Origin of the sequence: Pseudomonas koreensis, from assembly GCF_024169245.1 — a bacterium.
Taxonomy (GTDB): domain Bacteria; phylum Pseudomonadota; class Gammaproteobacteria; order Pseudomonadales; family Pseudomonadaceae; genus Aquipseudomonas; species Aquipseudomonas koreensis_F.
In genome coordinates, this window is sequence record NZ_JALJWP010000001.1 from 2,264,092 (window position 1) to 2,287,576 (window position 23,485).

The 23,485-nt window shown below is 60.9% G+C and carries 24 protein-coding genes; 13 read left to right on the forward strand and 11 right to left on the reverse strand.

The window, feature by feature from the left end; translation table 11 throughout:
• Positions 1-256 precede the first annotated feature (256 nt).
• From mreC to tldD, 7 genes are all read left to right on the forward strand, one after another.
• Entirely contained in the window at positions 257-1,360 is a 1,104-nt protein-coding gene (gene mreC, locus J2Y90_RS10100; protein ID WP_080902498.1) for a rod shape-determining protein MreC, read from the forward strand.
• Complete coding sequence (gene mreD, locus J2Y90_RS10105) at positions 1,360-1,851, forward strand: rod shape-determining protein MreD (protein ID WP_042608773.1); 492 nt, start codon at positions 1,360-1,362, stop codon at positions 1,849-1,851. The genes mreC and mreD overlap by 1 nt, the downstream gene beginning before the upstream one ends.
• A gap of 37 nt (positions 1,852-1,888) precedes the next feature.
• Positions 1,889-2,485: a Maf family protein gene (locus tag J2Y90_RS10110; RefSeq protein WP_253499022.1), complete on the forward strand. Its 597-nt coding sequence runs from the start codon at positions 1,889-1,891 to the stop codon at positions 2,483-2,485.
• A 58-nt stretch (positions 2,486-2,543) separates the two neighbouring features.
• Positions 2,544-4,001, forward strand: a complete 1,458-nt coding sequence (gene rng, locus J2Y90_RS10115) for a ribonuclease G (protein ID WP_016771696.1) — start codon at positions 2,544-2,546, stop codon at positions 3,999-4,001.
• Positions 4,002-4,076: 75 nt separating this feature from the next.
• Entirely contained in the window at positions 4,077-7,880 is a 3,804-nt protein-coding gene (locus J2Y90_RS10120; protein WP_253499025.1) for a YhdP family protein, read from the forward strand.
• A gap of 144 nt (positions 7,881-8,024) precedes the next feature.
• Positions 8,025-8,885 carry a carbon-nitrogen hydrolase family protein gene (locus J2Y90_RS10125; RefSeq protein WP_253499028.1) on the forward strand — a complete coding sequence of 287 codons (861 nt, stop codon included), beginning with the start codon at positions 8,025-8,027 and terminating at the stop codon, positions 8,883-8,885.
• A gap of 4 nt (positions 8,886-8,889) precedes the next feature.
• Positions 8,890-10,332 carry a metalloprotease TldD gene (tldD, locus tag J2Y90_RS10130; RefSeq protein ID WP_093104683.1) on the forward strand — a complete coding sequence of 481 codons (1,443 nt, stop codon included), beginning with the start codon at positions 8,890-8,892 and terminating at the stop codon, positions 10,330-10,332.
• 106 nt (positions 10,333-10,438) lie between these two features.
• Here tldD and yjgA read toward each other — a convergent pair whose 3' ends face one another.
• Positions 10,439-10,963, reverse strand: a complete 525-nt coding sequence (yjgA, locus tag J2Y90_RS10135) for a ribosome biogenesis factor YjgA (RefSeq protein WP_253499032.1) — start codon at positions 10,961-10,963, stop codon at positions 10,439-10,441.
• A gap of 108 nt (positions 10,964-11,071) precedes the next feature.
• Between yjgA and pmbA the strand changes: the two genes are divergently transcribed.
• The 6 genes from pmbA to J2Y90_RS10165 all read left to right on the forward strand — a co-directional run bounded on the left by pmbA (position 11,072) and on the right by J2Y90_RS10165 (position 16,440).
• On the forward strand, positions 11,072-12,418 hold the full coding sequence (pmbA, locus tag J2Y90_RS10140) for a metalloprotease PmbA (RefSeq protein WP_042608767.1): 1,347 nt from the start codon (positions 11,072-11,074) through the stop codon (positions 12,416-12,418).
• A gap of 252 nt (positions 12,419-12,670) precedes the next feature.
• Positions 12,671-13,078, forward strand: a complete 408-nt coding sequence (locus J2Y90_RS10145; protein WP_253499035.1) for a FagA protein — start codon at positions 12,671-12,673, stop codon at positions 13,076-13,078.
• The gene (locus J2Y90_RS10150; RefSeq protein ID WP_253499038.1) at positions 13,059-14,435 is read left to right on the forward strand and encodes a class II fumarate hydratase; all 1,377 of its coding nucleotides are present in this window, start codon (positions 13,059-13,061) and stop codon (positions 14,433-14,435) included. Before J2Y90_RS10145 ends, J2Y90_RS10150 begins: the two co-directional genes overlap by 20 nt.
• A gap of 27 nt (positions 14,436-14,462) precedes the next feature.
• Positions 14,463-14,903 carry a hypothetical protein gene (locus J2Y90_RS10155; protein ID WP_253499041.1) on the forward strand — a complete coding sequence of 147 codons (441 nt, stop codon included), beginning with the start codon at positions 14,463-14,465 and terminating at the stop codon, positions 14,901-14,903.
• 1 nt (position 14,904) lies between these two features.
• On the forward strand, positions 14,905-15,516 hold the full coding sequence (locus J2Y90_RS10160) for a superoxide dismutase (protein WP_253499043.1): 612 nt from the start codon (positions 14,905-14,907) through the stop codon (positions 15,514-15,516).
• Positions 15,517-15,546: 30 nt separating this feature from the next.
• On the forward strand, positions 15,547-16,440 hold the full coding sequence (locus J2Y90_RS10165; protein ID WP_253499046.1) for a ZIP family metal transporter: 894 nt from the start codon (positions 15,547-15,549) through the stop codon (positions 16,438-16,440).
• Between the two features lie 34 nt (positions 16,441-16,474).
• On the opposite strand, the gene J2Y90_RS10170 is transcribed toward J2Y90_RS10165, so the two are convergent.
• The 10 genes from J2Y90_RS10170 to J2Y90_RS10215 form a co-directional block, all read right to left on the reverse strand.
• Positions 16,475-16,750, reverse strand: a complete 276-nt coding sequence (locus J2Y90_RS10170; protein ID WP_071174390.1) for an HPr family phosphocarrier protein — start codon at positions 16,748-16,750, stop codon at positions 16,475-16,477.
• 15 nt (positions 16,751-16,765) lie between these two features.
• A complete protein-coding gene (rapZ, locus tag J2Y90_RS10175; RefSeq protein ID WP_253499049.1) occupies positions 16,766-17,623 on the reverse strand; it encodes an RNase adapter RapZ in 858 nt (285 codons plus the stop codon).
• 2 nt (positions 17,624-17,625) lie between these two features.
• Positions 17,626-18,090, reverse strand: coding sequence for a PTS IIA-like nitrogen regulatory protein PtsN (ptsN, locus tag J2Y90_RS10180; RefSeq protein WP_253499052.1), 465 nt, complete (start codon positions 18,088-18,090; stop codon positions 17,626-17,628).
• Between the two features lie 12 nt (positions 18,091-18,102).
• Positions 18,103-18,411, reverse strand: a complete 309-nt coding sequence (gene hpf, locus J2Y90_RS10185; RefSeq protein ID WP_007912419.1) for a ribosome hibernation-promoting factor, HPF/YfiA family — start codon at positions 18,409-18,411, stop codon at positions 18,103-18,105.
• Between the two features lie 73 nt (positions 18,412-18,484).
• The gene (locus tag J2Y90_RS10190) at positions 18,485-19,975 is read right to left on the reverse strand and encodes an RNA polymerase factor sigma-54 (protein ID WP_016771682.1); all 1,491 of its coding nucleotides are present in this window, start codon (positions 19,973-19,975) and stop codon (positions 18,485-18,487) included.
• A 166-nt stretch (positions 19,976-20,141) separates the two neighbouring features.
• Positions 20,142-20,867: an LPS export ABC transporter ATP-binding protein gene (gene lptB / locus J2Y90_RS10195; RefSeq protein ID WP_024011621.1), complete on the reverse strand. Its 726-nt coding sequence runs from the start codon at positions 20,865-20,867 to the stop codon at positions 20,142-20,144.
• On the reverse strand, positions 20,867-21,412 hold the full coding sequence (gene lptA / locus J2Y90_RS10200; protein ID WP_016771679.1) for a lipopolysaccharide transport periplasmic protein LptA: 546 nt from the start codon (positions 21,410-21,412) through the stop codon (positions 20,867-20,869). Before lptA ends, lptB begins: the two co-directional genes overlap by 1 nt.
• On the reverse strand, positions 21,399-21,971 hold the full coding sequence (gene lptC / locus J2Y90_RS10205; protein WP_253499055.1) for an LPS export ABC transporter periplasmic protein LptC: 573 nt from the start codon (positions 21,969-21,971) through the stop codon (positions 21,399-21,401). The genes lptA and lptC overlap by 14 nt, the downstream gene beginning before the upstream one ends.
• Before the next feature lie 8 nt (positions 21,972-21,979).
• Positions 21,980-22,504, reverse strand: a complete 525-nt coding sequence (locus J2Y90_RS10210; RefSeq protein ID WP_253499057.1) for a KdsC family phosphatase — start codon at positions 22,502-22,504, stop codon at positions 21,980-21,982.
• Entirely contained in the window at positions 22,504-23,478 is a 975-nt protein-coding gene (locus J2Y90_RS10215; protein WP_042608754.1) for a KpsF/GutQ family sugar-phosphate isomerase, read from the reverse strand. The genes J2Y90_RS10210 and J2Y90_RS10215 overlap by 1 nt, the downstream gene beginning before the upstream one ends.
• Positions 23,479-23,485 lie beyond the last annotated feature (7 nt).

Sequence of the window (23,485 nt, forward strand, 5' to 3'; positions counted from 1 at the left end):
CGCAATACTGCGTTAAAAACAGGCTCGGAATGCTCATTTACAACCCGTAAACTCCGCTTCCTCGCCTGTTTTTGCCTTGTCTTGCCGTCGCTCGCTACGCTTTCACACCATTTGATGCTTCGAATGCAATACGTGGGTGAGCGCACAGGCAGCACTTTGCAGTGCTGCCTGTTGGCGTTTATCTTCTGTCAGTCTTCATCCAGGCCGGTTTGATGCCGTATGAATAAACAGAACATTTGCCTGGGAGGAGCGGCTTATTAAACCGCTTTTCACCAAAGGCCCTTCGTTGGGCGTGCGCCTGTTGGTGCTGGCCGTGCTCGCGGTCGCGCTGATGGTGGTCGATGCGCGTTTCGACCTGCTCAAGCCCGCGCGCAAACAAGCGTCGCTGGTGCTCATGGACGCCTACTGGATCACTGACCTGCCCGGCCGCTTGTGGGAAGGGGTCGCCAGCCAGTTCGGCAGCCGCACCGAGCTCGTCGCCGAAAACGAAAAACTCAAGACCGAAAACCTGCTGTTGCAGGGACGCATGCAAAAGCTCGCGGCCCTGACCGAGCAGAACGTTCGTCTGCGCGAGTTGCTCAATTCCTCGGCACTGGTCAACGAAAAGGTCGAAGTGGCCGAGTTGATCGGCATGGACCCCAACCCCTTCACCCATCGCATCATCATCAACAAAGGCGAGCGCGACGGCGTGGTGCTCGGCCAGCCGGTGCTCGATGCCCGCGGGCTGATGGGCCAGGTGGTTGAATTGATGCCTTACACCTCGCGTGTCCTGCTGCTGACCGACACCACCCACAGCATTCCGGTGCAGGTGAACCGCAACGGTCTGCGCGCGATTGCCAGTGGCACCGGTAACCCGGAGCGCCTGGAGTTGCGTCATGTCGCCGACACGGCGGACATCAAGGAAGGTGATCTGCTGGTCAGTTCCGGTCTCGGCCAGCGTTTCCCGGCCGGTTATCCGGTGGCCACGGTCAAGGAAGTCATCCACGATTCCGGCCAACCGTTTGCCATTGTCCGCGCCGTGCCGACCGCCGCCCTGAACCGCAGCCGTTACCTGCTGCTGGTGTTCAGTGACAGCCGCACCGCCGAGGAACGCGCCAATGACGCCGCCCAGGCCCAGGAACAGCTCGACGCCCACGGTGGCGGCCCGATGTTGCCGGCCAGCGTGCCGAAACCGTTGATCATGCCTGCCACGCCTTCCACTGCTACCGCCGCGCCGGCCGCCGAAGCCGCAGCGCCTGCCGCCACGCCAGCCAAGCCCGCCGCGAGCAAACCGCCCGCTGCTGCGCCGGCCGCGGCCAAGCCACCGGCCGCCAGCAAACCACCGGCGAAACCGCCAGCGACTACCGGGGGACGAGAATAATGGTCGGCGCGAAAAAATCCGCAAACGGCTGGATGATCTGGCTGACCTTCTTCGTCGGCATCCTGCTCAGCGTTTCACCGTTGCCGATCTTCATGGAAATCCTCCGCCCGCTGTGGCTGGCCTTGCTCGTGACCTTTTGGGCGCTGTACATGCCGCACACGGTCGGCATGGTCACCGCGTTCTGTCTGGGGCTGGCCGAAGATGTCCTGCAGGGCGACCTGCTTGGGCAGAACGCGCTGATCCTGACCCTGATTACCTTCCTGGTATTGTCGTTGCAGCAGCGTCTGCGCATGTTCCCGATGTGGCAGCAGTGCCTGGTGATCCTGGTGATCTTCGGCCTCGCACAATTGGCGCAACTGTGGCTGAGTGCTCTGACCGGCAACCGCCAGCCGACCCTGGCGTTGGTCTTGCCGGCGCTGGTCAGTGCCTTGCTCTGGCCGTGGGTCAGCTTCGCCCTGCGCGGGATGTGCCGACGCTACAGAATCTATTGAGCCGGTGAAGCAGGGCACTGAACAGGGAGATGTTTTGATGAAACTGCTTTACCTCGCCTCCGGCTCACCGCGTCGCCGCGAATTGCTCACGCAGATCGGCGTGCAATTCTCCGCCATCAGTGCGGATATCGACGAAACCCCGCTTCCTGATGAATCCCCTTCGGCCTATGTCGAACGCCTCGCGCGCGGCAAGGCTGAGGCCGGTCGCCGCTCGGTCGTCTCTGACCAGCCGTTCTGCGTGCTTGGCGCCGACACCGCTGTGGTGCTCGACGGCAAAATTCTTGGCAAACCGGTGGACGAAGCCGATGCATGCGCCATGCTGATGATGTTGTCCGGCAACGAACACGAAGTGCTGACCGCCATCGCCGTGCTTGAAGGTGAGCGCTGCGAGTCGCGGGTGGTGCGCAGTCGGGTGCGCTTCCGCGCGATCAGCCGCGATGAGGCCGGCGCCTACTGGGCCAGTGGCGAGCCGCGTGACAAGGCCGGCGGTTACGGCATTCAGGGTCTTGGTGCGGTGTTTGTCGCCGGGCTCGAAGGCAGCTATTCGGCGGTGGTCGGCCTGCCGCTGTGCGAAACCTGCGAGGTGTTGGGCCATTTCGGCATACCCTGTTGGCAAAACCTGAACACGCCCTGAGCGTCGTACGAATCCAGATGCGGCCACTATCGTGAACATGCCTGAACGAGATCCTGCCATGAGTGAAGAGATTCTGATCAACATCACGCCGATGGAGTCGCGCGTGGCGGTGGTCGAAAACGGTGTGCTGCAAGAAGTCCACGTCGAGCGCACGCAGAAACGCGGGATCGTCGGCAACATCTATAAAGGCAAGATCGTCCGCGTCCTGCCGGGCATGCAGGCGGCATTCGTCGACATCGGTCTCGATCGCGCCGCCTTCATTCACGCCGCTGAAATCTCCCTGCGCGAAGGCCCGGCGGTAGAAAGCATCAGCTCGCTTGTGCATGAAGGCCAGAGTCTGGTGGTGCAGGTCACCAAGGACCCGATCGGTTCCAAAGGCGCACGCCTGACCACGCAACTGTCGATCCCTTCGCGCTATCTGGTGTACATGCCACGCACCGCCCACGTCGGCATTTCCCTGAAGATCGAAGACGAAGCCGAGCGCGAGCGCCTCAAGCAGGTGGTCAGTGATTGCGTGGCCAAAGAAGGCATCAAGGAAGCCGGCGGCTTCATTCTGCGCACCGCCGCTGAAGGCGCGGGCGCTGACGAAATCCTCATGGACATCCGTTACCTGCGCCGCCTCTGGGACCAGATCAACGAGCAGATCAAGACCATCGCCGCACCGAGCGTGATCTACGAAGACCTCGGCCTGGCCCTGCGTACCCTGCGCGATCTGGTCAATCCGAAGATCGAGAAAATCCGCATCGATTCCCGGGAAACCTTCCAGAAAACCACGCAGTTCGTCGCCGAACTGATGCCGGAAATCGCTGATCGTCTGGAACACTATCCGGGTGAGCGGCCGATTTTCGATCTTTACGGTGTCGAAGACGAAATCCAGCGTGCGCTGGAGCGCAAGGTGCCGCTGAAGTCTGGCGGCTATCTGGTGATCGATCCGGCGGAAGCCATGACCACCATCGACGTCAACACCGGGGCGTTCGTCGGTCACCGCAACCTCGAAGAAACCATTTTCAAGACCAATCTCGAAGCGGCCACCGCGATTGCCCGGCAGATGCGCCTGCGCAATCTCGGCGGGATCATCATCATCGACTTCATCGACATGGAAGATGAAGAGCACCAGCGTCAGGTCCTGCGCACTCTGGAGAAACAGCTGGAGCGCGATCACGCCAAGACCAACATCATCGGCATCACCGAGTTGGGCCTGGTGCAGATGACCCGCAAGCGCACCCGCGAAAGCCTTGAACAAGTGCTGTGCGAACCGTGCAGCAGTTGCCAGGGACGCGGCAAACTGAAAACTGCCGAAACCATCTGTTACGAGATCTTCCGCGAGATTCTGCGCGAGGCCCGGGCATACCAGGCCGAGGGTTACCGAGTGCTGGCCAACCAGAAAGTGGTCGACCGTCTGCTCGACGAAGAGTCCGGTAACGTCGCCGAGCTTGAAGGCTTTATCGGTCGCACCATACGCTTCCAGGTGGAAACCATGTATTCCCAGGAACAATATGACGTGGTGCTGCTCTGAAGCCCTGCAACACCTTTCATTCAACGCGGCTGGCCTCAGCTTTTCGCAGTTTTTTTGCCATGGGAGCCAACTGACATGGAGCGTCTGACACGCATACTGGCCGCACTCACCCGCTGGGGGCTGGGCCTGTGCGCGTTGGTTCTGGTGTTGATGGCGTTGTACGTCAGCCTCGGCCGCGAGCTGACCCCTTTGGTGGCGGAATACCGCGCCGACATCGAAGACAAGGCCAGCGCCGCCCTCGGCATGCCCTTGCAGATCGGTGAGCTGGAAGGCAACTGGAGCGGTTTCGCGCCGATCCTGCTGGCCCATGACGTGATGGTCGGCGACGGTGCCAACGCACTGCGCCTTGATCGCGTGCGGGTGGTGCCGGATTTGTGGGCCAGCGTGCTCGCCCGCGAAGTGCGCCTCGCGCATATCGAACTCAACGGTCTGAAGATCAGCCTAAAGGAAGCCGAAGACGGCACCTGGGCGCTGGAAGGCTTGCCGGTGCAGAAGGATCAACCGTTTGATGCGGCGCAACTGTTCCAGCGCTCGCAGATGATCAGGCAACTGTCGGTGCTCGACAGCCAAGTGACCCTGCAACCGCTTGATCACCCGCCCATGACACTCACCTATGTCGGCCTCAATCTGCGCACCGGCGCCAGCCGTCAGCGGCTCGACGCGCGTCTGACCTTGCCTGATGGCCAGCCCGTTGCGCTGAGCCTGCGCAGCCAGCTGCGTCCCGATCAATGGCAGAACAGCGCCCTCGAGGGCTATGCCAGCCTGCCACAAAGCGACTGGTCGAAATGGCTGCCCGAACGGCTGACCCAGCAATGGAATTTTTCCGAGATCAAGGCCGGCGGCGAACTCTGGATCGATTGGGCCGAAGGCGCATTGCAGAGCGCCGCGTTGCGCTTGAATGCGCCGCAAGTGACGGGGGCCTACGCCGAGCGCAAGCCAATCCAGATCAATAATCTGGCGCTCAACGCCTATTACCGCAACACAGCCGAAGGGGTGAAAGTCACCCTCGATTCACTGGCGATGAGCTTTGGCGAGACTCGCTGGGAATCCCGCGTGCAGATACAGCAGACCCGCGCCAGCGCCAAGGCTGAAGAGCTCTGGCATTTGCAGGCGGATCGCCTCGATCTGACCCCGATCACGCCGCTGCTCAATGCGTTGGGGCCGTTGCCGCAGAGTCTTGCCACGGTGGTCGAACGCTTGAAAGTGACCGGCGGCTTGCGCAACGTTCTGCTGGATTTCCGTCCGACTGCCACCGATGGCAACAAATTCGGCTTTGCCGCCAACCTCGACAACGTCGGTTTTGACGCCTACCACGGTGCTCCGGCGGCGCGAAATGTCAGCGGCAGCCTCAGCGGCAATCTCGACGGCGGCGAGTTGCGCCTCGACAGCAAGGATTTCGTCCTGCACCTCGATCCGATTTTCGCCAAGCCGTGGCAATACCTGCAGGCCAATGCCCGGCTGACGTGGAAGCTCGACAAGGATGGCTTCACCCTGATTGCGCCGTATCTGAAGGTGTTGGGCGAGGAGGGCAAGATTGCCGGCGACTTCCTCATCCGTTTGCACTTCGACCATAGCCAGGAAGATTACATGGACCTGCGCGTCGGTCTGGTCGACGGCGACGGTCGCTATACCGCTAAATACCTGCCGGCCGTGTTGAGCCCCGCGCTTGATGAATGGCTGCGCACGGCGATCCTCAAAGGTGCGGTGGATCAGGGCTTCTTCCAGTACCAGGGTTCGCTGAACAAGAACGCCGGTGAGGCTGACCGCAGCATCAGTCTGTTCTTCAAAGTGCACGACGCCGAACTGGCCTTTCAGCCGGGGTGGCCGCATGTGAGCAAGGTCAGCGGTGACGTGTTCATCGAGGACAGCGGCGTGCGCATCTGGGCCAGCAAAGGCCAGTTGCTCGACACGCAAGTCAGCGATGTCTTCGTCAATATTCCTCATGTACCGGCCGGGCAGAACACCCATCTGTTCCTCGATGGTGCGTTTGCCGGCGGCCTCGGCGATGGCTTGAAGATTCTTCAGGATGCGCCGATCGGCACCGGTGAAACCTTTGCCGGCTGGGAGGGCGCCGGTGATCTGAATGGCAAGCTCAAGCTGGATATTCCGCTGGCCAAGGGCGAGCAGCCGAAAATCCTCGTCGACTTCAAAACCGCCAATGCGCGACTGAAACTGGCCGAACCGAAACTGGAACTGAGCCAGCTCAAGGGCGATTTCCGCTTTGACAGTAACAAAGGCCTCAGCGGTCAGAACATTTCTGCGCGGGCCTTCGACAAACCGGTCACTGCGCAGATCTTCGCCGATGGCAGCCCCAACCAGATCAAGACTCGGGTGGCTGCGTCGGGACAGGTCGAAGTCAAAAAGCTCACCGACTGGCTGGGCGTCACCCAACCGTTGCCGGTGTCCGGGATCATTCCTTATCAGTTGCAGCTGAATCTCTCCGGGGCCGATAGCCAGTTGATGGTCAGCTCCAGCCTCAAAGGCGTGGCAGTGGATCTGCCGGCGCCGTTCGGCATGGCCGCCGATGTCGGGCGCGACACGGTGTTCCGCATGACCCTGCAAGGGCAGGAGCGGCGTTACTGGGTCAATTACGATCAACTGGCCAATTTCACCTTCGCCGCGCCACCGAGCAATTTCGCCGATGGCCGTGGCGAGCTGTTTCTCGGCACGGGCGAAGCGGTCCTGCCGGGTGCCAAAGGCCTGCGGATTCGCGGCGTGCTGTCGGAGCTGGACGTCGCGCCGTGGCAGGATCTGGCCAATAAATACGCCGGCCAGGATCCGGGCGGCAGCGCCAAGCAATTGCTCAGCAGCGCTGACATCAAGGTCGGCAAACTGACTGCGTTCGGCACCACACTGGATCAGGCCTCGGTGCAGATCAATCGCAAGCCCGGCGCATGGAATCTCGCTCTCGACAGCCAGCAGGCCAAGGGCAGCGCCAGTCTGCCGGACGCCAAAGGCGTGCCGATCGCGGTGAATCTGCAATACGTGAAACTGCCGGCGCCGGACCCGGCTGTTCAGGCTGACGAGAATGCGCCTGATCCACTGGCCTCTGTCGACCCGACAAAAATCCCGGCGCTGGATATCACCCTCAATCAATTGTTCCTCGGTCCCGATCTGGTCGGTGGCTGGTCGCTGAAAGTAAGGCCGACCGCCAAAGGCATCGCCCTGAACAACCTCGACATGGGTCTCAAAGGCATCCTCCTGCAAGGCAACGGCGGCTGGGAAGGCACGCCGGGTTCGACCAGCAGTTGGTACAAGGGCCGCATTGGCGGCAAGAATCTGGCTGACGTGCTCAAGGGCTGGGGCTTCGCGCCGAGCGTGACCAGTGAAGAATTCCACATGGACGTCGACGGCCGCTGGCCGGGTTCGCCGGCGTGGCTGGCGACCAAGCGTTTCTCCGGCACTCTCGACGCTTCGCTGAACAAGGGCCAGTTCGTTGAAGTGGAGGGCGGCGCCCAGGCGTTGCGGGTGTTCGGCCTGCTCAACTTCAATTCGATCGGCCGGCGCCTGCGTCTGGATTTCTCCGACCTGTTCGGTAAAGGCTTGAGCTACGACCGGGTCAAAGGTTTGCTGGTGGCGAACAACGGCGTCTACGTTACCCGTGAGCCGATTCGCCTGACCGGGCCTTCGAGCAACCTTGAGCTGGACGGCACGCTGGACCTGGTTGACGACAAGGTCGATGCGAAATTGCTGGTGACCTTGCCGGTGACCAACAACCTGCCGATTGCTGCGCTGATCGTCGGCGCACCGGCGGTTGGCGGCGCGCTATTCCTCATCGACAAGCTGATCGGTGACCGCGTGGCGCGCTTCGCCAGCGTCAAGTACACCGTCAAAGGCCCATGGAAAGAGCCGAAAATCACCTTCGACAAGCCTTTTTAACTAGCAGACACTACCCCGGTAGGAGCTGCCGAAGGCTCGGGCCGCGATCGGACGATCTTTTGATTTTGTTTTTAAGAGCCAGATCAAAAGATCGCAGCCTTCGGCAGCTCCTACACAGTCATATGCAAATCCCGAGGAGCGGCCATGTCTTTAGCGGTGATTCAAATGGTCAGCCAGAGTGACGTGCTGGCCAATCTGGCCCAAGCCCGACGCCTGCTTGAACAGGCCGCCGCCGGCGGTGCGAAACTCGCGGTGCTGCCGGAAAACTTCGCCGCCATGGGCCGTCGCGACGTTGCCGATATCGGCCGCGCTGAGGCTTTGGGCGAAGGGCCGATCCTGCCCTGGTTGAAACAGACCGCCCGCGACCTCACCTTATGGATAGTCGCCGGTACATTGCCGTTGCCACCGCTGGGTCAACCCTCGGCCAAAGCCAATGCCTGCTCGCTGTTGGTCAATGAACACGGCGAAATCGTCGCGCGCTATGACAAGCTGCATCTGTTCGATGTCGACGTGGCGGATAATCGCGGCCGGTACCGCGAATCCGATGACTATGCTTATGGCGGTAATGTAGTGGTGGCCGACACCCCGGTAGGTCGCGTTGGTCTGAGCGTGTGTTATGACTTGCGCTTCCCGGAGCTGTACAGCGAATTGCGCGCCGCCGGTGCCGAGTTGATTACCGCACCGTCGGCGTTCACTGCCGTGACCGGCGCCGCGCATTGGGATGTGCTGATCCGTGCACGGGCCATCGAAACACAGTGTTATGTGCTGGCGGCAGCACAGGGCGGCACCCATCCGGGGCCGCGCGAAACCTTCGGGCATGCGGCGATTGTCGACCCGTGGGGACGCGTGCTGGCCCAGCAGGATCAAGGCGAGGCGGTGTTGCTGGCCGCACGCGACAGCGATGAACAAGCGTCCATCCGGGCGCGCATGCCGGTGACGCGTCATCGGCGGTTTTTCTCGCAGGGCGCCCAGCGGCCTGCTTCAGAACACGAATTTAAGGCGTAAACCTATGAGCGAGTTGTTGTCCTCAGTCAGTGATCACCTGTTGGCACCCGGCGGTGTCACGATCGAGAGCCTGCAAGGCGTCCTCGGCGATCTGGCCGGGCCCGGCATCGATGCCGCCGACCTGTATTTCCAGGGCCAGATTTCCGAGTCGTGGGCGCTGGAAGACGGCATCGTCAAGGAAGGCAGCTTCAACCTCGATCAGGGTGTCGGCGTGCGCGCGCAGTCCGGTGAGAAAACCGGTTTTGCCTACAGCAACGCGATCACCCTCGAGGCCCTCGGTGCAGCGGCCCGTGCGGCGCGTTCGATCTCCCGCGCCGGGCAGAACGGCACCGTGCAGGCGTTCAGCACTCAGGACGTGGCGCAACTGTACGCGCCGGATAATCCGCTGGAAGTGCTCAGCCGCGCCGAAAAAGTTGAATTGCTCAAGCGCATCGACGTCGCCACCCGTGCGCTAGATCCACGGATCCAGCAGGTCAGCGTGAGCATGGCCGGGGTCTGGGAGCGAATCCTTGTCGCGTCCACCGATGGCGGTCTGGCCGCCGATGTGCGACCACTGGTGCGCTTCAATGTCAGCGTCATCGTTGAGCAGAATGGCCGGCGCGAACGCGGCGGGCATGGCGGCGGCGGGCGTACCGATTACCGCTACTTCCTCGCCGAAGACCGCGCCATGGGCTATGCCCGCGAGGCGCTGCGTCAGGCACTGGTCAATCTGGAAGCGATTCCGGCGCCGGCCGGTACCCTGCCGGTGGTGCTGGGTTCCGGCTGGTCCGGCGTGCTGCTGCACGAAGCGGTCGGCCATGGTCTGGAAGGCGATTTCAACCGCAAGGGCAGTTCGGCCTACAGCGGACGCATGGGCGAAATGGTTGCATCGAAACTCTGCACCATTGTCGATGACGGCACCCTGAGCGGTCGTCGCGGTTCGCTAAGCGTCGACGACGAAGGCACGCCAACCGAGTGCACCACGCTGATCGAAAACGGCGTACTCAAGGGCTACATGCAGGACAAGCTCAACGCGCGGCTGATGGGCGTGGCGCGTACCGGTAACGGTCGCCGCGAATCCTATGCGCATCTGCCGATGCCGCGCATGACCAACACCTACATGCTCGGCGGCGAAAGCGATCCGGCGGAAATCATCGCCTCGGTGAAGAAGGGCATCTACTGCGCCAACCTCGGCGGCGGTCAGGTCGACATCACCAGTGGCAAGTTCGTGTTTTCCACCAGCGAGGCCTATCTGATCGAGGACGGCAAGATCACCGCGCCGGTCAAAGGCGCGACGTTGATCGGCAACGGCCCCGAGGCGATGAGCCGGGTGTCGATGGTCGGTAACGATCTGGCGCTGGACAGCGGTGTGGGCACGTGCGGCAAGGATGGGCAGTCGGTGCCGGTGGGTGTCGGCCAGCCAACGCTGAAAATCGATGCGATCACCGTGGGTGGCACGGGCGCATAAGGAGATGTATGTAGGAGCTGCCGAAGGCTGCGATCTGTTGATCTTGCTTTTAACAATCAACGTCAAAAGATCGCAGCCTTCGGCAGCTCCTACAGGGGCGAGAATATCAACGCAGGCCGCGTTGAGTCTCGTCCAGCTCCCGAATGTATTTGAAGATCTTGCGGCTCGAAGCAGGCGGTTTGTTTTGCGCAACCTCATGCTGGGCCTGACGGATCAGGGAACGCAATTGCTGGCGATCGGCGTCCGGGTACTCGACGACGAATTTCTCCAGCACGGCGTCATCGCCCGCGATCAGGCGGTCACGCCAACGTTCCAGATTATGGAAACGCTCGTTGTACTGGCGAGTGGAGGCATCGAGTTGATCGAGCAGAGTCAGAATCGCGTCAGTGTCCTGATCGCGCATCAGTTTGCCGATGAACTGCAAATGCCGTTTACGCGCGATGTTCGCGGTGTGCTTGGGCGCATCGGCCAGTGCCCGGCGCAGAGCGTCGGTCAAGGGCAGTTTGGCGACCAGATCAGGCTTGAGTGTGGTCAGGCGCTCGCCGAGGTCAACCAGCGCATGCAACTCGCGTTTGACCTGAGATTTGCTTTTTTCTCCCGTATCGAGGGAGTCGTCGTAAGAATCAACCATGGTGGCAGTCCGCAAAGAAACGCCGCCATGATAACCAGTCGGGGGCCGCTTGTCCGGCCCGGTCGCTCGATGACCCCAGCCGAAAGCAGAATTTGAGTGGAGATGAGCATGAGTGCAGTTCAAAGCGTCGGCCCGCAGGCATTGCCGGCACTGCAAGAACAGGTCGAGCAGATCATCGCCGAAGCCAAGCGCCAGGGCGCCAGCGCCTGTGAAGTGGCGGTGTCGCTGGAGCAGGGCCTGTCGACCTCGGTGCGTCAGCGCGAGGTCGAAACCGTTGAATTCAATCGTGATCAGGGCTTTGGCATCACCCTGTACGTCGGCCAGCGCAAAGGCTCGGCCAGCACCTCGGCCACTGGCCCTGAAGCGATTCGTGAAACGGTCGCAGCAGCGCTGGCCATCGCCAGACACACTTCCGAGGATGAAGCCTCGGGCCTCGCCGATGCGGCACTGATGGCCAGGGATGTGCAGGATTTCGACCTGTTCCACGAGTGGGACATCACCCCGGAGCAAGCCATCGAGAAGGCCCTGCTCTGCGAGGCCGCGGCGTTCGACGCCGATGCGCGGATCAAGAACGCCGACGGCACCACCCTCAGCACCCATCAGGGCTGCCGGGTTTATGGCAACAGCCACGGTTTTATCGGTGGTTACGCGTCGACCCGGCACAGCCTGAGTTGCGTGATGATCGCTGAAGCCGATGGCCAAATGCAGCGTGATTACTGGTATGACGTCAATCGCCAGGGCAGTCTGCTCGCCGATCCGGTGAGCATCGGTCAGCGAGCTGCGCAGCGGGCGGCCAGCCGTCTGGGCGCGCGTCCGGTGCCGACCTGCGAAGTGCCGGTGCTGTTTTCCGCGGAACTGGCGGGCGGCCTGTTCGGCAGCTTCCTCTCGGCAGTGTCCGGTGGCAGCCTGTATCGCAAATCGTCGTTTCTCGAAGGCACCCTGGGGCAGAAACTGTTTCCGGAATGGCTGACCATCGATGAGCGTCCGCATCTGATGCGCGCCATGGGCAGTGCTTCCTACGACGGTGACGGCCTGGCCACCTACGCAAAACCGTTCGTCGAGAAGGGCGAGTTGGTCTCGTACATCCTCGGTACTTACTCGGGGCGCAAACTGGGCATGCCAAGCACCGCCAATGCGGGCGGTGTGCACAATCTTTTCGTCACCCATGGCGATGAGGATCAGGCAGCGCTGTTGAAACGCATGGGCCGAGGCCTGCTGGTTACCGAGTTGATGGGCCATGGCTTGAACATGGTGACTGGCGACTACTCGCGCGGGGCGGCGGGTTTCTGGGTCGAGAACGGCGAGATCCAGTTCGCCGTGCAGGAAGTGACCATCGCCGGCAACATGCGCGACATGTTCAAGCAGATTGTTGCGGTGGGTAATGATCTTGAGCTGCGCAGCAACATCCGCACCGGTTCAGTGTTGATCGAACGGATGACTGTCGCCGGCAGCTGATTCCGAATCCGCTAAACCAAAAAGGCGCGCCATCCGATCTGGATGGCGCGCCTTTTTTGTTGGTTTCACTGCGATTTCCCTGTGGGAGCGAGCCTGCTCGCGAAAGCGGTGGATCAGTTGTAAATGTACTGACTGACACAGCGCATTCGCGAGCAGGCTTGCTCCCACAAGCGAACAGCGCAAACTTGCATGCTTGTGTTGGTTCTCATTATCATCTAATAATAAATCTCATCTCCGAACGAGTCCCGGATCATGAGTTCTGCCTTGCACGAGCAGCCCTACCTCGAAAGCTGGCGCTGGATGAGCCGCCAGATCCGTTGCGCACTGGATCCTGACGAACCGCGTCTGATCGAACACTATCTCGCCGAAGGGCGCTATCTGTCCTGTTGCACAGCCACTTCGCCCTGGACCGTCGCCGAAACGTCTTTCCGTCTGCTGCTCGACACGGCCACCGACACCGCGTTGCCGTGGCACTGGCGCAGCGTCTGTCTCGACCAAGCCTGGCGCCCGTTGCGGGACATGGAGCGCCTGTCGCTGTGCCAATGCCGCCTGCAGCGCTGGCAACGCTACACCTGGCAGCTCGCCACCTGCGAGTTGCAACCGTCGATTCCTCTCATTGATTTGCTGCAAGGACATTCGAATGACCAAGACACGTATTGAGCGCGACAGCATGGGCGAGCTGCAGGTGCCGGTCGACGCGCTCTACGGCGCGCAGACCCAGCGTGCAGTGGACAACTTCCCGATCAGCGGCAAGCCTATGCCGACGCAGTTCATCCGCGCGCTGATTCTTGCCAAAGCCGCTGCCGCGCGCGCCAACGTCGAGCTGAACCAGATCAGCGCTTCGCAAGGCAAAGCCATCAGCGACGCCGCGCAAGGTCTGCTCGAAGGCGATTTCATGCAGCATTTTCCGGTGGATATCTTCCAGACCGGCTCCGGCACCAGCTCGAACATGAACGCCAACGAAGTGATCGCCACACTGGCCAGCCGCATGCTCGGCGAGCCGGTCAATGCCAACGATCACGTCAACTGCGGGCAGAGCAGCAACGACATCATCCCGACCACCATTCACGTCAGCGCCGCGCTGGCGCTGCATGAACAATTGCTGCCAGCGCTGTTGCATCTGGTCCAGGTCATCGAGCGCAAGGCCGAACAGGTGCACCACCATGTCAAAACCGGGCGCACCCACCTGATGGACGCGATGCCGGTGCGCATGAGCCAGGTGCTCAACGGCTGGGCGCAGCAGCTCAAGGCCAACATCGGGCATCTGCAGGATTTGCTGCCGAGTCTGCAAGCGTTGGCGCAGGGCGGCACCGCCGTGGGCACCGGGATCAATGCGCATCCGGAGTTTGCCGCGCGATTCAGTCGGCATCTGAGCCAATTGACCGACGTGCAATTCACCCCCGGCAAGGATCTCTTCGCTTTGATCGGCTCGCAGGACACCGCCGTCGCTGTCTCCGGCCAACTCAAGGCCATCGCCGTCTCGCTGATGAAAATCGCCAATGATCTGCGCTGGATGAACTCCGGCCCGCTGGCCGGTCTCGGCGAAATCGAACTCGAAGCGCTGCAGCCGGGTTCGTCGATCATGCCCGGCAAGGTCAACCCGGTGATTCCGGAAGCCACCGCCATGGTCGCCGCGCAAGTGATCGGCAACGACTCGGTGATCACCGTGGCCGGTCAATCCGGCAATTTCGAACTGAACGTGATGCTGCCGATCATCGCGCAGAACCTGCTGAGCAGTATCGAACTGCTGGCCAATTCCAGTCGCCTGCTCGGTGACAAGGCGATTGCCAGCTTCAAGGTCAACGAATCGCGCTTGCAAGAAGCGTTGTCGCGCAACCCGATTCTGGTCACCGCCCTCAACCCCATCATCGGCTACCAGAAAGCTGCCGACATCGCCAAGCAGGCTTACCGGGAAGGCCGCGCGGTGATCGACGTTGCTCTGGAACACACAGACCTGTCGCGCAGCCAGCTGGAAGAGTTGCTCAACCCCGAGAAGCTCACCGCCGGCGGCGTGTAAAACCTGCAACCGCTTTGGAGGATCACCATGGAGCACTGGAAACGCACGATCGAACGGGCCAATCGCTGCTTCATGCTGGGCGAATTGATCGACGCCCGCGAGGCTTACCTGCAAGCCCTGGCCCTGGCGCAAGTGCTGTTCGAACGCTGGACGGATGCCGACGAAGCGGTGGCGGCCTGCGTCGTCTCGCATCACAACCTCGCCGACCTGCATCTGCGCCTGAACCAACCGGAGGAGAGCGCCGAATATCTCTGCGCCATCCACCAACGCCTGTTGCAGACCATGCAGGACGAACGCCTGCGCCCGGCCCTGCGTGAGGCGGCGTTGCGCCAGAGCAGCAAGACCTACGTCGAACTGTTGAATTTCATCAGTGAGCACGGTGAATACCCGCGCACCCAACGCCTGCTGCATCCCGACACCGGCAATGCCCGCCGCGCCTCAACTTCTCATCAGCATGGAGTCCATTGAAATGGCTTTTACCTTGCCTGCCTTGCCTTACGCCTACGATGCCCTCGAACCGCACATCGATGCGCAGACGATGGAGATTCATTACACCAAGCACCACCAGACCTACATCAATAACCTCAACGCGGCGGTTGAAGGCACCGAGTTTGCCGAGTGGCCGGTGGAAAAGCTCGTCGCCAGCGTTGAGCAACTGCCGGAAAAACTTCGCGCGGCGGTGATCAACCAGGGCGGCGGTCACGCCAATCATTCGCTGTTCTGGGAAGTGATGGTGCCCAACGGCGGCGGCAAGCCCGACGGCGCTTTGGCCAAGGCCATCGACGAGCAACTGGGCGGACTCGACAGTTTCAAGGAAGCGTTTACCAAAGCCGCGCTGACCCGCTTCGGCAGTGGCTGGGCCTGGCTCAGCGTGACCCCGGAGAAAAAGCTCATCGTGGAAAGCAGTGGCAACCAGGACAGTCCGTTGATGAACGGCAATACCCCGATTCTCGGTCTCGACGTCTGGGAGCACGCCTACTACCTGCGCTACCAGAACCGTCGTCCGGAATACATCAACGCCTTTTACAACGTGATCAACTGGCCGGAAGTTGCTGCGCGCTATCAGGCCGCACTGGTTTAAGCCTCCAATAAAAACAATCCAGGGCTGACTATGGGCACTGAAACACTGGCGATTGGCAGCGGACGGATGTTTCGTTACGCGGTGGGCTCGCTGTTGCTGTTGGCGGGGATGACTTTGCTGGTCGCCCACGGTTTGCACTGGCTGAATCTGGAACCGAAGCTTCTGCGCGCGCTGCAGGGCGGCGCTATTTGTGCCTTGGGCACGGCACTCGGCGCGGTGCCGGTGCTGATAATTCGGCGTATGCCGCAGGCACTCAGCGACACCTTGCTGGGATTCGGTGCCGGGGTGATGCTGGCGGCGACGGCGTTTTCGCTGATCGTGCCGGGCATCGCTGCGGCTGAGAGTCTTGGCCTGACGCCGTGGGCCGCCAGTGGCCTGATCTGCTTTGGCATCCTGCTCGGCGCCTTCGGCCTGTATCTGGTGGATCGCAGAGTTTCCGGTGCCACGCCGGAGATGCTCGTCGGCACGCTTGAGCGTCCGGTTATTCCACCGCGCATCTGGCTGTTCGTGTTCGCCATCATCGCGCACAACATTCCGGAAGGCATGGCGGTCGGCGTGTCTGCCGGTGGCGGCATGGCAGACGCCGACAGTCTGGCGATGGGCATCGCGTTGCAGGATGTGCCGGAAGGTCTGGTGATTGCGTTGGTGCTGGCCGGGGCGGGGATGTCGCGGGTCAGGGCCTTTCTGATCGGCGCGGCGTCAGGGCTGGTCGAACCGGTGTTCGCGTTGTTATGCGCGTGGCTGGTCAGTCTGGCTCAAGTGCTGTTGCCACTGGGGCTGGCGCTGGCGGCCGGGGCGATGTTGCTGGTGGTGACCCACGAAGTGATTCCGGAGTCGCGTCGTCATGGGCATGACAAGCTGGCGAGTCTTGGTTTGTTGATCGGGTTTTGTCTGATGATGGTGATGGATACGGCGTTGGGTTGAATGGAGGCGAGGAACATTGTCCTCGCCTCAAGGATTACTCGCCTTCGTCGAAATACCTTTCGATCAGATCGACCAAGGCGTCCATGGCTTCCTGAGCCTGTTCGCCTTCAGTACTCAGATAAATTTTGGTGCCCTTGCCAGCGGCAAGCATCATCATCGCCATGATGCTCTTGCCGTCGACAGTCGTCTCTGGCGTGCGACCCACTCTGATCGTGCAGTCTGGGTACTGACCCGCTACGCCGACAAATTTGGCCGATGCCCGGGCATGCAGGCCCAGCTTATTGATGATTTCGATTTCACGAGCAGGCATCGCGGTGTGAATCCTTTAGGTGAGGTCGCGGTGGCGAACCTGGACGTTCTTCAGGGTTTTCTGCAGGGCCTGACCCAGGCGTTCGGTCAGGTAGACGGAGCGGTGGTGCCCGCCGGTGCAGCCAATGGCAATGGTGACGTAGGCGCGGTTGCTCGCGGCGAAACGTGGCAGCCACTTGTTCAGGTAGGCGTAGATGTCCTGATACATTTCTTCGACATCAGGCTGTTCCGCCAAGTACTCGGCCACAGGTGCATCGAGTCCGGACTGCGCGCGCAGCTCCGGTTTCCAGTACGGATTGGGCAGGCAGCGCACATCGAACACGAGGTCGGCATCGACCGGCATGCCACGCTTGAAACCAAAAGATTCAATCAGGAATGCGGTACCGGGCTCCGGCTGATTCAACAGGCGCAACTTCAGGGTGTCGCGCAGTTGATACAGATTCAGGTTGGTGGTGTTGATTTTCAGGTCGGCCAGATCGGCGATCGGCCCGAGAAGGGCGCTTTCATCCTGAATGGCTTCGGCCAGTGAGCGATTGGCGTTGCTCAGCGGGTGGCGACGGCGTGTTTCGGAAAAACGCTTGAGCAGGGTTTCTTCGTCGGCGTCCAGATACAGCACATCGCACTGGATATGCTTGGCACGCACATCTTCGAGCAATTCCGGGAAACGTGACAGATGGCTGGGCAGGTTGCGCGCATCGATCGACACGGCAACCAGCGGCTGCGCGAGCTCGGTGTGGATCAGCGCGCGCTCGGCCAGTTCCGGCAGCAAGCCGGCCGGCAGGTTGTCGATGCAGTAATAACCGTTGTCCTCAAGGACATTCAGGGCGGTACTTTTACCCGAGCCCGAACGGCCACTGACGATAATCAAACGCATGATCAGTGCCCGTTCTGCTCGTCCAGTACGACCTGGTACAAGGCTTCGTTACTCGGGGCGCTACGCAGTTTGTCGCGCACTTCCTTGCGATCGAGCATGCTGGCGATCTGGCGCAGCAATTCCAGATGCGCATCGGTTGCGGCTTCCGGGACCAGCAGCACAAACAACAGGTCTACCGGGGCGCCGTCGATGGCGTCGAAATCAATCGCAGCTTCGAGGTGCAGCAGGGCACTGACGGGCGCCGTGCAGCCCTTGAGGCGGCAGTGGGGAATGGCGATGCCGTTGCCAAAACCGGTGGAACCGAGTTTTTCACGGGCAATGAGCGCTTCGAAGACATCCTGCATCGCCAGATCCGGCACTTCGCGGTGGATCAGGTTGGCAATCTGTTCGAGGGCTTTTTTCTTGCTGCCGCCCGGCGCGTTCACCTGGGAACGGCCGGGGGTCAGGATGGTTTCAAGTCGGATCATGGGATAGGGGTGTTAACGACCGGTCGCGCCCTGGAGGAGGCTCTGGGTCTTTTCCTTATGCTTTTTGAGTTGGCGATCCAGCTTGTCGGTGAGTGAGTCGATCGCAGCGTACATGTCGGTATCTTCTGCGTTGGCGACCACTTCGCTGCCGGGGATATGCAAGGTGGCTTCGATCTTCTGCTTCAGCTTTTCGACGCACATCGTGACTTGCACGTTGGTGATCTTGTCGAAATGTCGCTCCAGTCGTTGGAGTTTTTCCTCGATGTAGGAACGCAGAGGTTGGGTCACTTCCAGTTGGTGTCCACTGATGTTGACTTGCATACAGCTTCTCCTTCGTTGCCAGTGCATAAAGCGGCAGGCCGAAAAGCCTGCCACTGGAACGCTGTAACGTGGCTTACATCAACCGCTTGCGTTCGCTCGAAGGCGCGATTCCGAGGGATTCGCGGTACTTGGCGACGGTGCGGCGAGCCACCTGAATGCCTTGTGCCTCCAGTAAACCAGCGATCTTGCTGTCACTCAACGGCTTTTTCTGATTTTCCGCCGCGACCAGTTTCTTGATGATCGCGCGAATCGCCGTGGACGAGCATTCGCCGCCTTCGGAGGTGCTGACGTGGCTGGAGAAAAAGTATTTCAGCTCATAAATACCGCGCGGGGTATGCATGAATTTTTGCGTGGTCACGCGGGAAATAGTCGATTCGTGCATGCCGACCGCCTCAGCGATGTCATGCAGTACCAGCGGTTTCATCGCTTCGTCGCCGTATTCCAGGAATCCGCGCTGATGTTCGACGATCTGCGTGGCCACTTTCATCAAGGTTTCGTTGCGGCTCTGCAGGCTCTTGATGAACCAGCGGGCTTCCTGCAATTGATTACGCATGAAGGTATTGTCGGCGCTGGTGTCGGCACGCTTCACAAAACCGGCGTACTGGGCGTTGACACGCAGGCGTGGCACCGATTCCTGGTTCAGCTCGACCAGCCAGCGCTCGTTGTCCTTGCGCACGATCACATCGGGAATGACATATTCAGCCTCGGTCGATTCGATCTGCGAGCCCGGACGCGGATTAAGGCTCTGCACCAGTTCGATGACCTGGCGCAGTTCGTCTTCCTTGAGCTTCATGCGCCGCATCAACTGGCTGTAATCGCGGCTGCCGAGCAAGTCGATGTAATCGGCGACCAGACGCTTGGCCTCGGTCAGCCACGGCGTCTTGGCTGGCAACTGGCGCAGTTGCAGGAGCAGGCATTCGCTGAGGTTGCGTGCGCCGATCCCGGCGGGTTCGAATTGCTGGATGCGATGCAGGACGGCTTCGATCTCATCGAGCTCGATATCCAGTTCCGGATCGAATGCTTCGAGAATCTCTTCGAGCGTTTCGTCCAGGTAACCCTGATTGTTGATGCAATCGATCAGGGTCACGGCGATCAGGCGATCGGTGTCGGACATCGGCGCCAGGTTCAGTTGCCAGAGCAGATGGCTCTGCAGGCTCTCCCCGGCGGAGGTGCGGGTGGTGAAATCCCACTCGTCGTCATCGCTGCTGGGCAGGCTGCTGGCGCTGGTCTGGTAGACGTCTTCCCAGGCGGTATCCACCGGCAGTTCGTTGGGGATGCGCTCGTTCCATTCGCCATCCTCGAGGTTGTCCACCGTCGGGGCGGTTTCCTGATAGGAGGGTTCCTGGATTTCTGCGGGCTTCTGTTCGGCGTTGTCGGCCAAGGGATCGGCGTTGTCGAAGTCGTCGCCTTCTTCCTGGCGTTCGAGCATCGGATTGGATTCCAGAGCCTCCTGAATCTCCTGTTGCAGGTCCAGGGTCGACAATTGGAGCAGACGGATGGCCTGTTGCAGCTGCGGTGTCATCGTCAGCTGCTGGCCCATTCTCAAGACTAGCGATGGTTTCATGGCAGGGGCTTAACACCTTATTCGCCGGCGCTTTGCGCCATCCACTACAGGGCGCCGAAGCGCCAAACTTAAGCAAATTATATGCCTGAAACTGAAGTGTTTGCCTAGAGCGCTGTAACAATTAAAGCGGATAAAGGCGCCTTGAATCGATACAGCGCTGTCGCGCTTACAGGCGGAACTCGTGACCCAGATACACTTCCTTGACCAGATCGTTGGCCAGGATAGTCTCGGCATCGCCCTCGGCGATCAGTTGACCGTCGTTGACGATGTAAGCGGTTTCGCAGATATCCAGCGTCTCGCGGACGTTGTGGTCGGTGATCAGCACACCGATGCCCTTGGCCTTGAGGTGGTGGATGATCTGCTTGATGTCGCCGACCGAGATCGGGTCGACACCGGCGAACGGTTCGTCGAGCAGGATGAATTTCGGCGCAGTGGCCAGAGCGCGAGCGATTTCCACCCGGCGGCGTTCACCACCGGACAGGCTCATGCCGAGGTTGTCGCGGATGTGGCTGATGTGGAATTCCTGCAGCAGGCTTTCCAGCTCCTTGCGACGGCCGGCCTTGTCGAGTTCCGGGCGAGTCTCGAGGATCGCCATGATGTTGTCGGCGACCGACAGCTTGCGGAAGATCGACGCTTCTTGCGGCAGATAGCCGATACCGGCCTTGGCGCGGCCGTGCATCGGCTGGTGGCTGACGTCCAGATCATCGATCAGCACCCGGCCCTGATCGGCCTGCACCAGGCCGACGATCATGTAGAAGCAGGTCGTCTTGCCGGCGCCGTTCGGGCCGAGCAGGCCGACGATCTGCCCGCTGTCGATCGACAGGCTGACGTCACGCACGACCTGGCGGCTTTTATAGGCCTTGGCCAGGTGCTGAGCTTTCAGAGTTGCCATTACTGGGATTTCTCTTCGGTTTTCTTCTTCGGCTGGATCACCATGTCGATGCGCGGACGCGATTCGGTGACCTTGCTGCCCGTGGCGCGACCGGCGCTGGCCAGTTTCTTCACGGTGTCGTAGACGATTTTTTCGCCTTGGGTGACGTTGTTATCCTTGTCGATAACCTTGGCCTTGTCGATCAGCACCACGCGGTTCTGCTGGGCGTGGTATTGAATCGTCACGCCGTAGCCCTTGACCGGGTTGGCGTCGCCCTGGGTCTGCAACTGCTCGAAGTAAGCCAGATTGCCCACCGAGGTCACCACGTCGATATCACCGTTGGGCGCGCGAGTCATGGTCACCGTGTTGCCTTTAACGATCATCGAGCCCTGGGTAATGATCACGTCACCTTTATAGGTGGCGATGCCATTCTTGTCGTCCAGCTGGGCGTCGTCGGCCTGAATGCGGATAGGTTGCTGCTGATCGTTCGGCAGGGACCAGGCGCTCGCGCTTCCCAGTGCTGCGCCCAGACTGAGCAAAATAGGGAGGGTTTTAACGAGCCTCATACTGTCCTCTTACGTTCGATTGCAGGTGTATCCTGCTGTCCTTCAGGTACGCTTTCATTCCGACGCCAGTCGACACGCCGCCAGCGCCCTCGATTCTAACGGGTTGCGCAGTCTGCGCATATTCCTGCTGCGGGAACACGGTCATGCGGGTGCTGGTGATCAGGGTGCCGCGATTTTTCTCATCGGTGCGCTGTACGCGGACCGAATCGATCAATTCCACTTCGGTACCGCCCGAGTTCACTTCGCCGCGCTCGCTGGTCACGTGCCACGGGAAGTCGGTGCCGCGATACATGTTCAAATCAGGCTTGGTCACCAGAGTGACATCGGTGGCCTTGACATGCTCGGCCTTGTCGGAGGTCATCTCGTACTGCACCTTGCCGTCGGGCAGGTACTGAATGGTGTGCGTGTTGGTCGCGTACCAGTCGATCGGGTTCTCGGCGGTCGAGACCGGCGGCTTGTCGAGGAAGCGTTCCGGGCTGATGTTCCAGTAGCCGACCGCGGCGAATATCGCAGCGATGCAGCCGAACAGCAGGAAGTTGCGAAACTTTTTGCTAAACATGGTCTGGCTCACAGGTACGCGGCGTTAGCCGCTTCGAGGCGGCCCTGGGCGCGCAGGATCAATTCGCAGAATTCGCGGGCGGCACCTTCGCCGCCACGGGCGCGGGTAACGCCGTGGGCGTGTTCGCGGACGAAATCGGCAGCGTTGGCCACCGCCATGCCCAGCCCCACACGGCGGATCACCGGCAAGTCTGGCAGATCGTCGCCCAGATAGGCGACTTCTTCATAGCTTAGGCCCAGTTGCGCGAGCAGGCCGTCGAGCACGACCAATTTGTCTTCGCGCCCCTGAAACAGATGCGGGATGCCGAGGTTCTTCGCGCGGCGCTCGACCACCGGGGTCTTGCGGCCGCTGATGATTGCGGTCTCCACGCCGGCATTCATCAGCATCTTGATGCCCTGGCCGTCGAGGGTATTGAAAGTCTTGAACTCGCTGCCGTCTTCGAGGAAATACAGACGGCCGTCGGTGAGCACACCGTCGACGTCGAAGACTGCCAGTTTGATCGCTTTGCCGCGTTGCAGCAGATCGTTGCTCATTACATGACTCCTGCGCGCAGCAGATCGGAGAGGTTGAAGGCGCCGATCGGGCGATCCTCCTCGTCGACGACTACCAGGGCGCTGATTCGGTGGTCTTCCATGATTTTCAGGGCTTCGGCGGCAAGCATGTCGGGCCGCGCGGTTTTGCCGTGTGCGGTCATCACTTCGTCGATGGTGGCGTTGCGAATATCGATGGTGCGATCCAGGGTGCGGCGCAAATCACCATCGGTGAAGATCCCGGCGAGTTTGCCGTCGGCTTCAAGGATAGCGGTCATGCCGAGGCCCTTGCGGGTCATTTCCATCAGCGCATCCTTGAGCAGGGTGCCGCGTTGTACTTGCGGCAACTCCTCCCCGGCGTGCATGACGTTTTCCACTTTCAGCAACAGGCGCCGGCCAAGGGCGCCGCCCGGATGCGAGAAGGCAAAATCTTCGGCGGTAAAACCGCGCGCTTCCAGCAAGGCCACGGCCAGGGCGTCGCCCATGACCAGCGCTGCAGTAGTCGAAGACGTCGGTGCCAGATTCAACGGGCAGGCTTCGTGCTCAACATGCACATTGAGATTGACCTCGGCAGCCTTCGCCAGTGGCGACTGCGGATTGCCGGTGACGCTGATCAACTGGATGCCCAAGCGTTTGATCAATGGCAGCAGCGTGATGATTTCGTTGGTCGAGCCGGAGTTCGACAGCGCCAGAATGACGTCGTCGCGGGTGATCATGCCCATGTCGCCATGGCTGGCTTCGGCGGGATGGACAAAAAACGCCGGAGTGCCGGTGCTGGCCAGGGTCGCGGCGATCTTGTTGCCGATATGCCCGGATTTGCCCATGCCGACCACGACCACACGGCCCTTGCTGGCCAGAATCATCTCGCAAGCGCGTACGAAATCGGCGTCGATATGGGCCATCAAGCCTTGGACGGCTTCCACTTCGAGGCGGATGGTGCGTTGTGCCGATTGAATCAGGTCGCGGGTTTTGCTCATGTCAGAA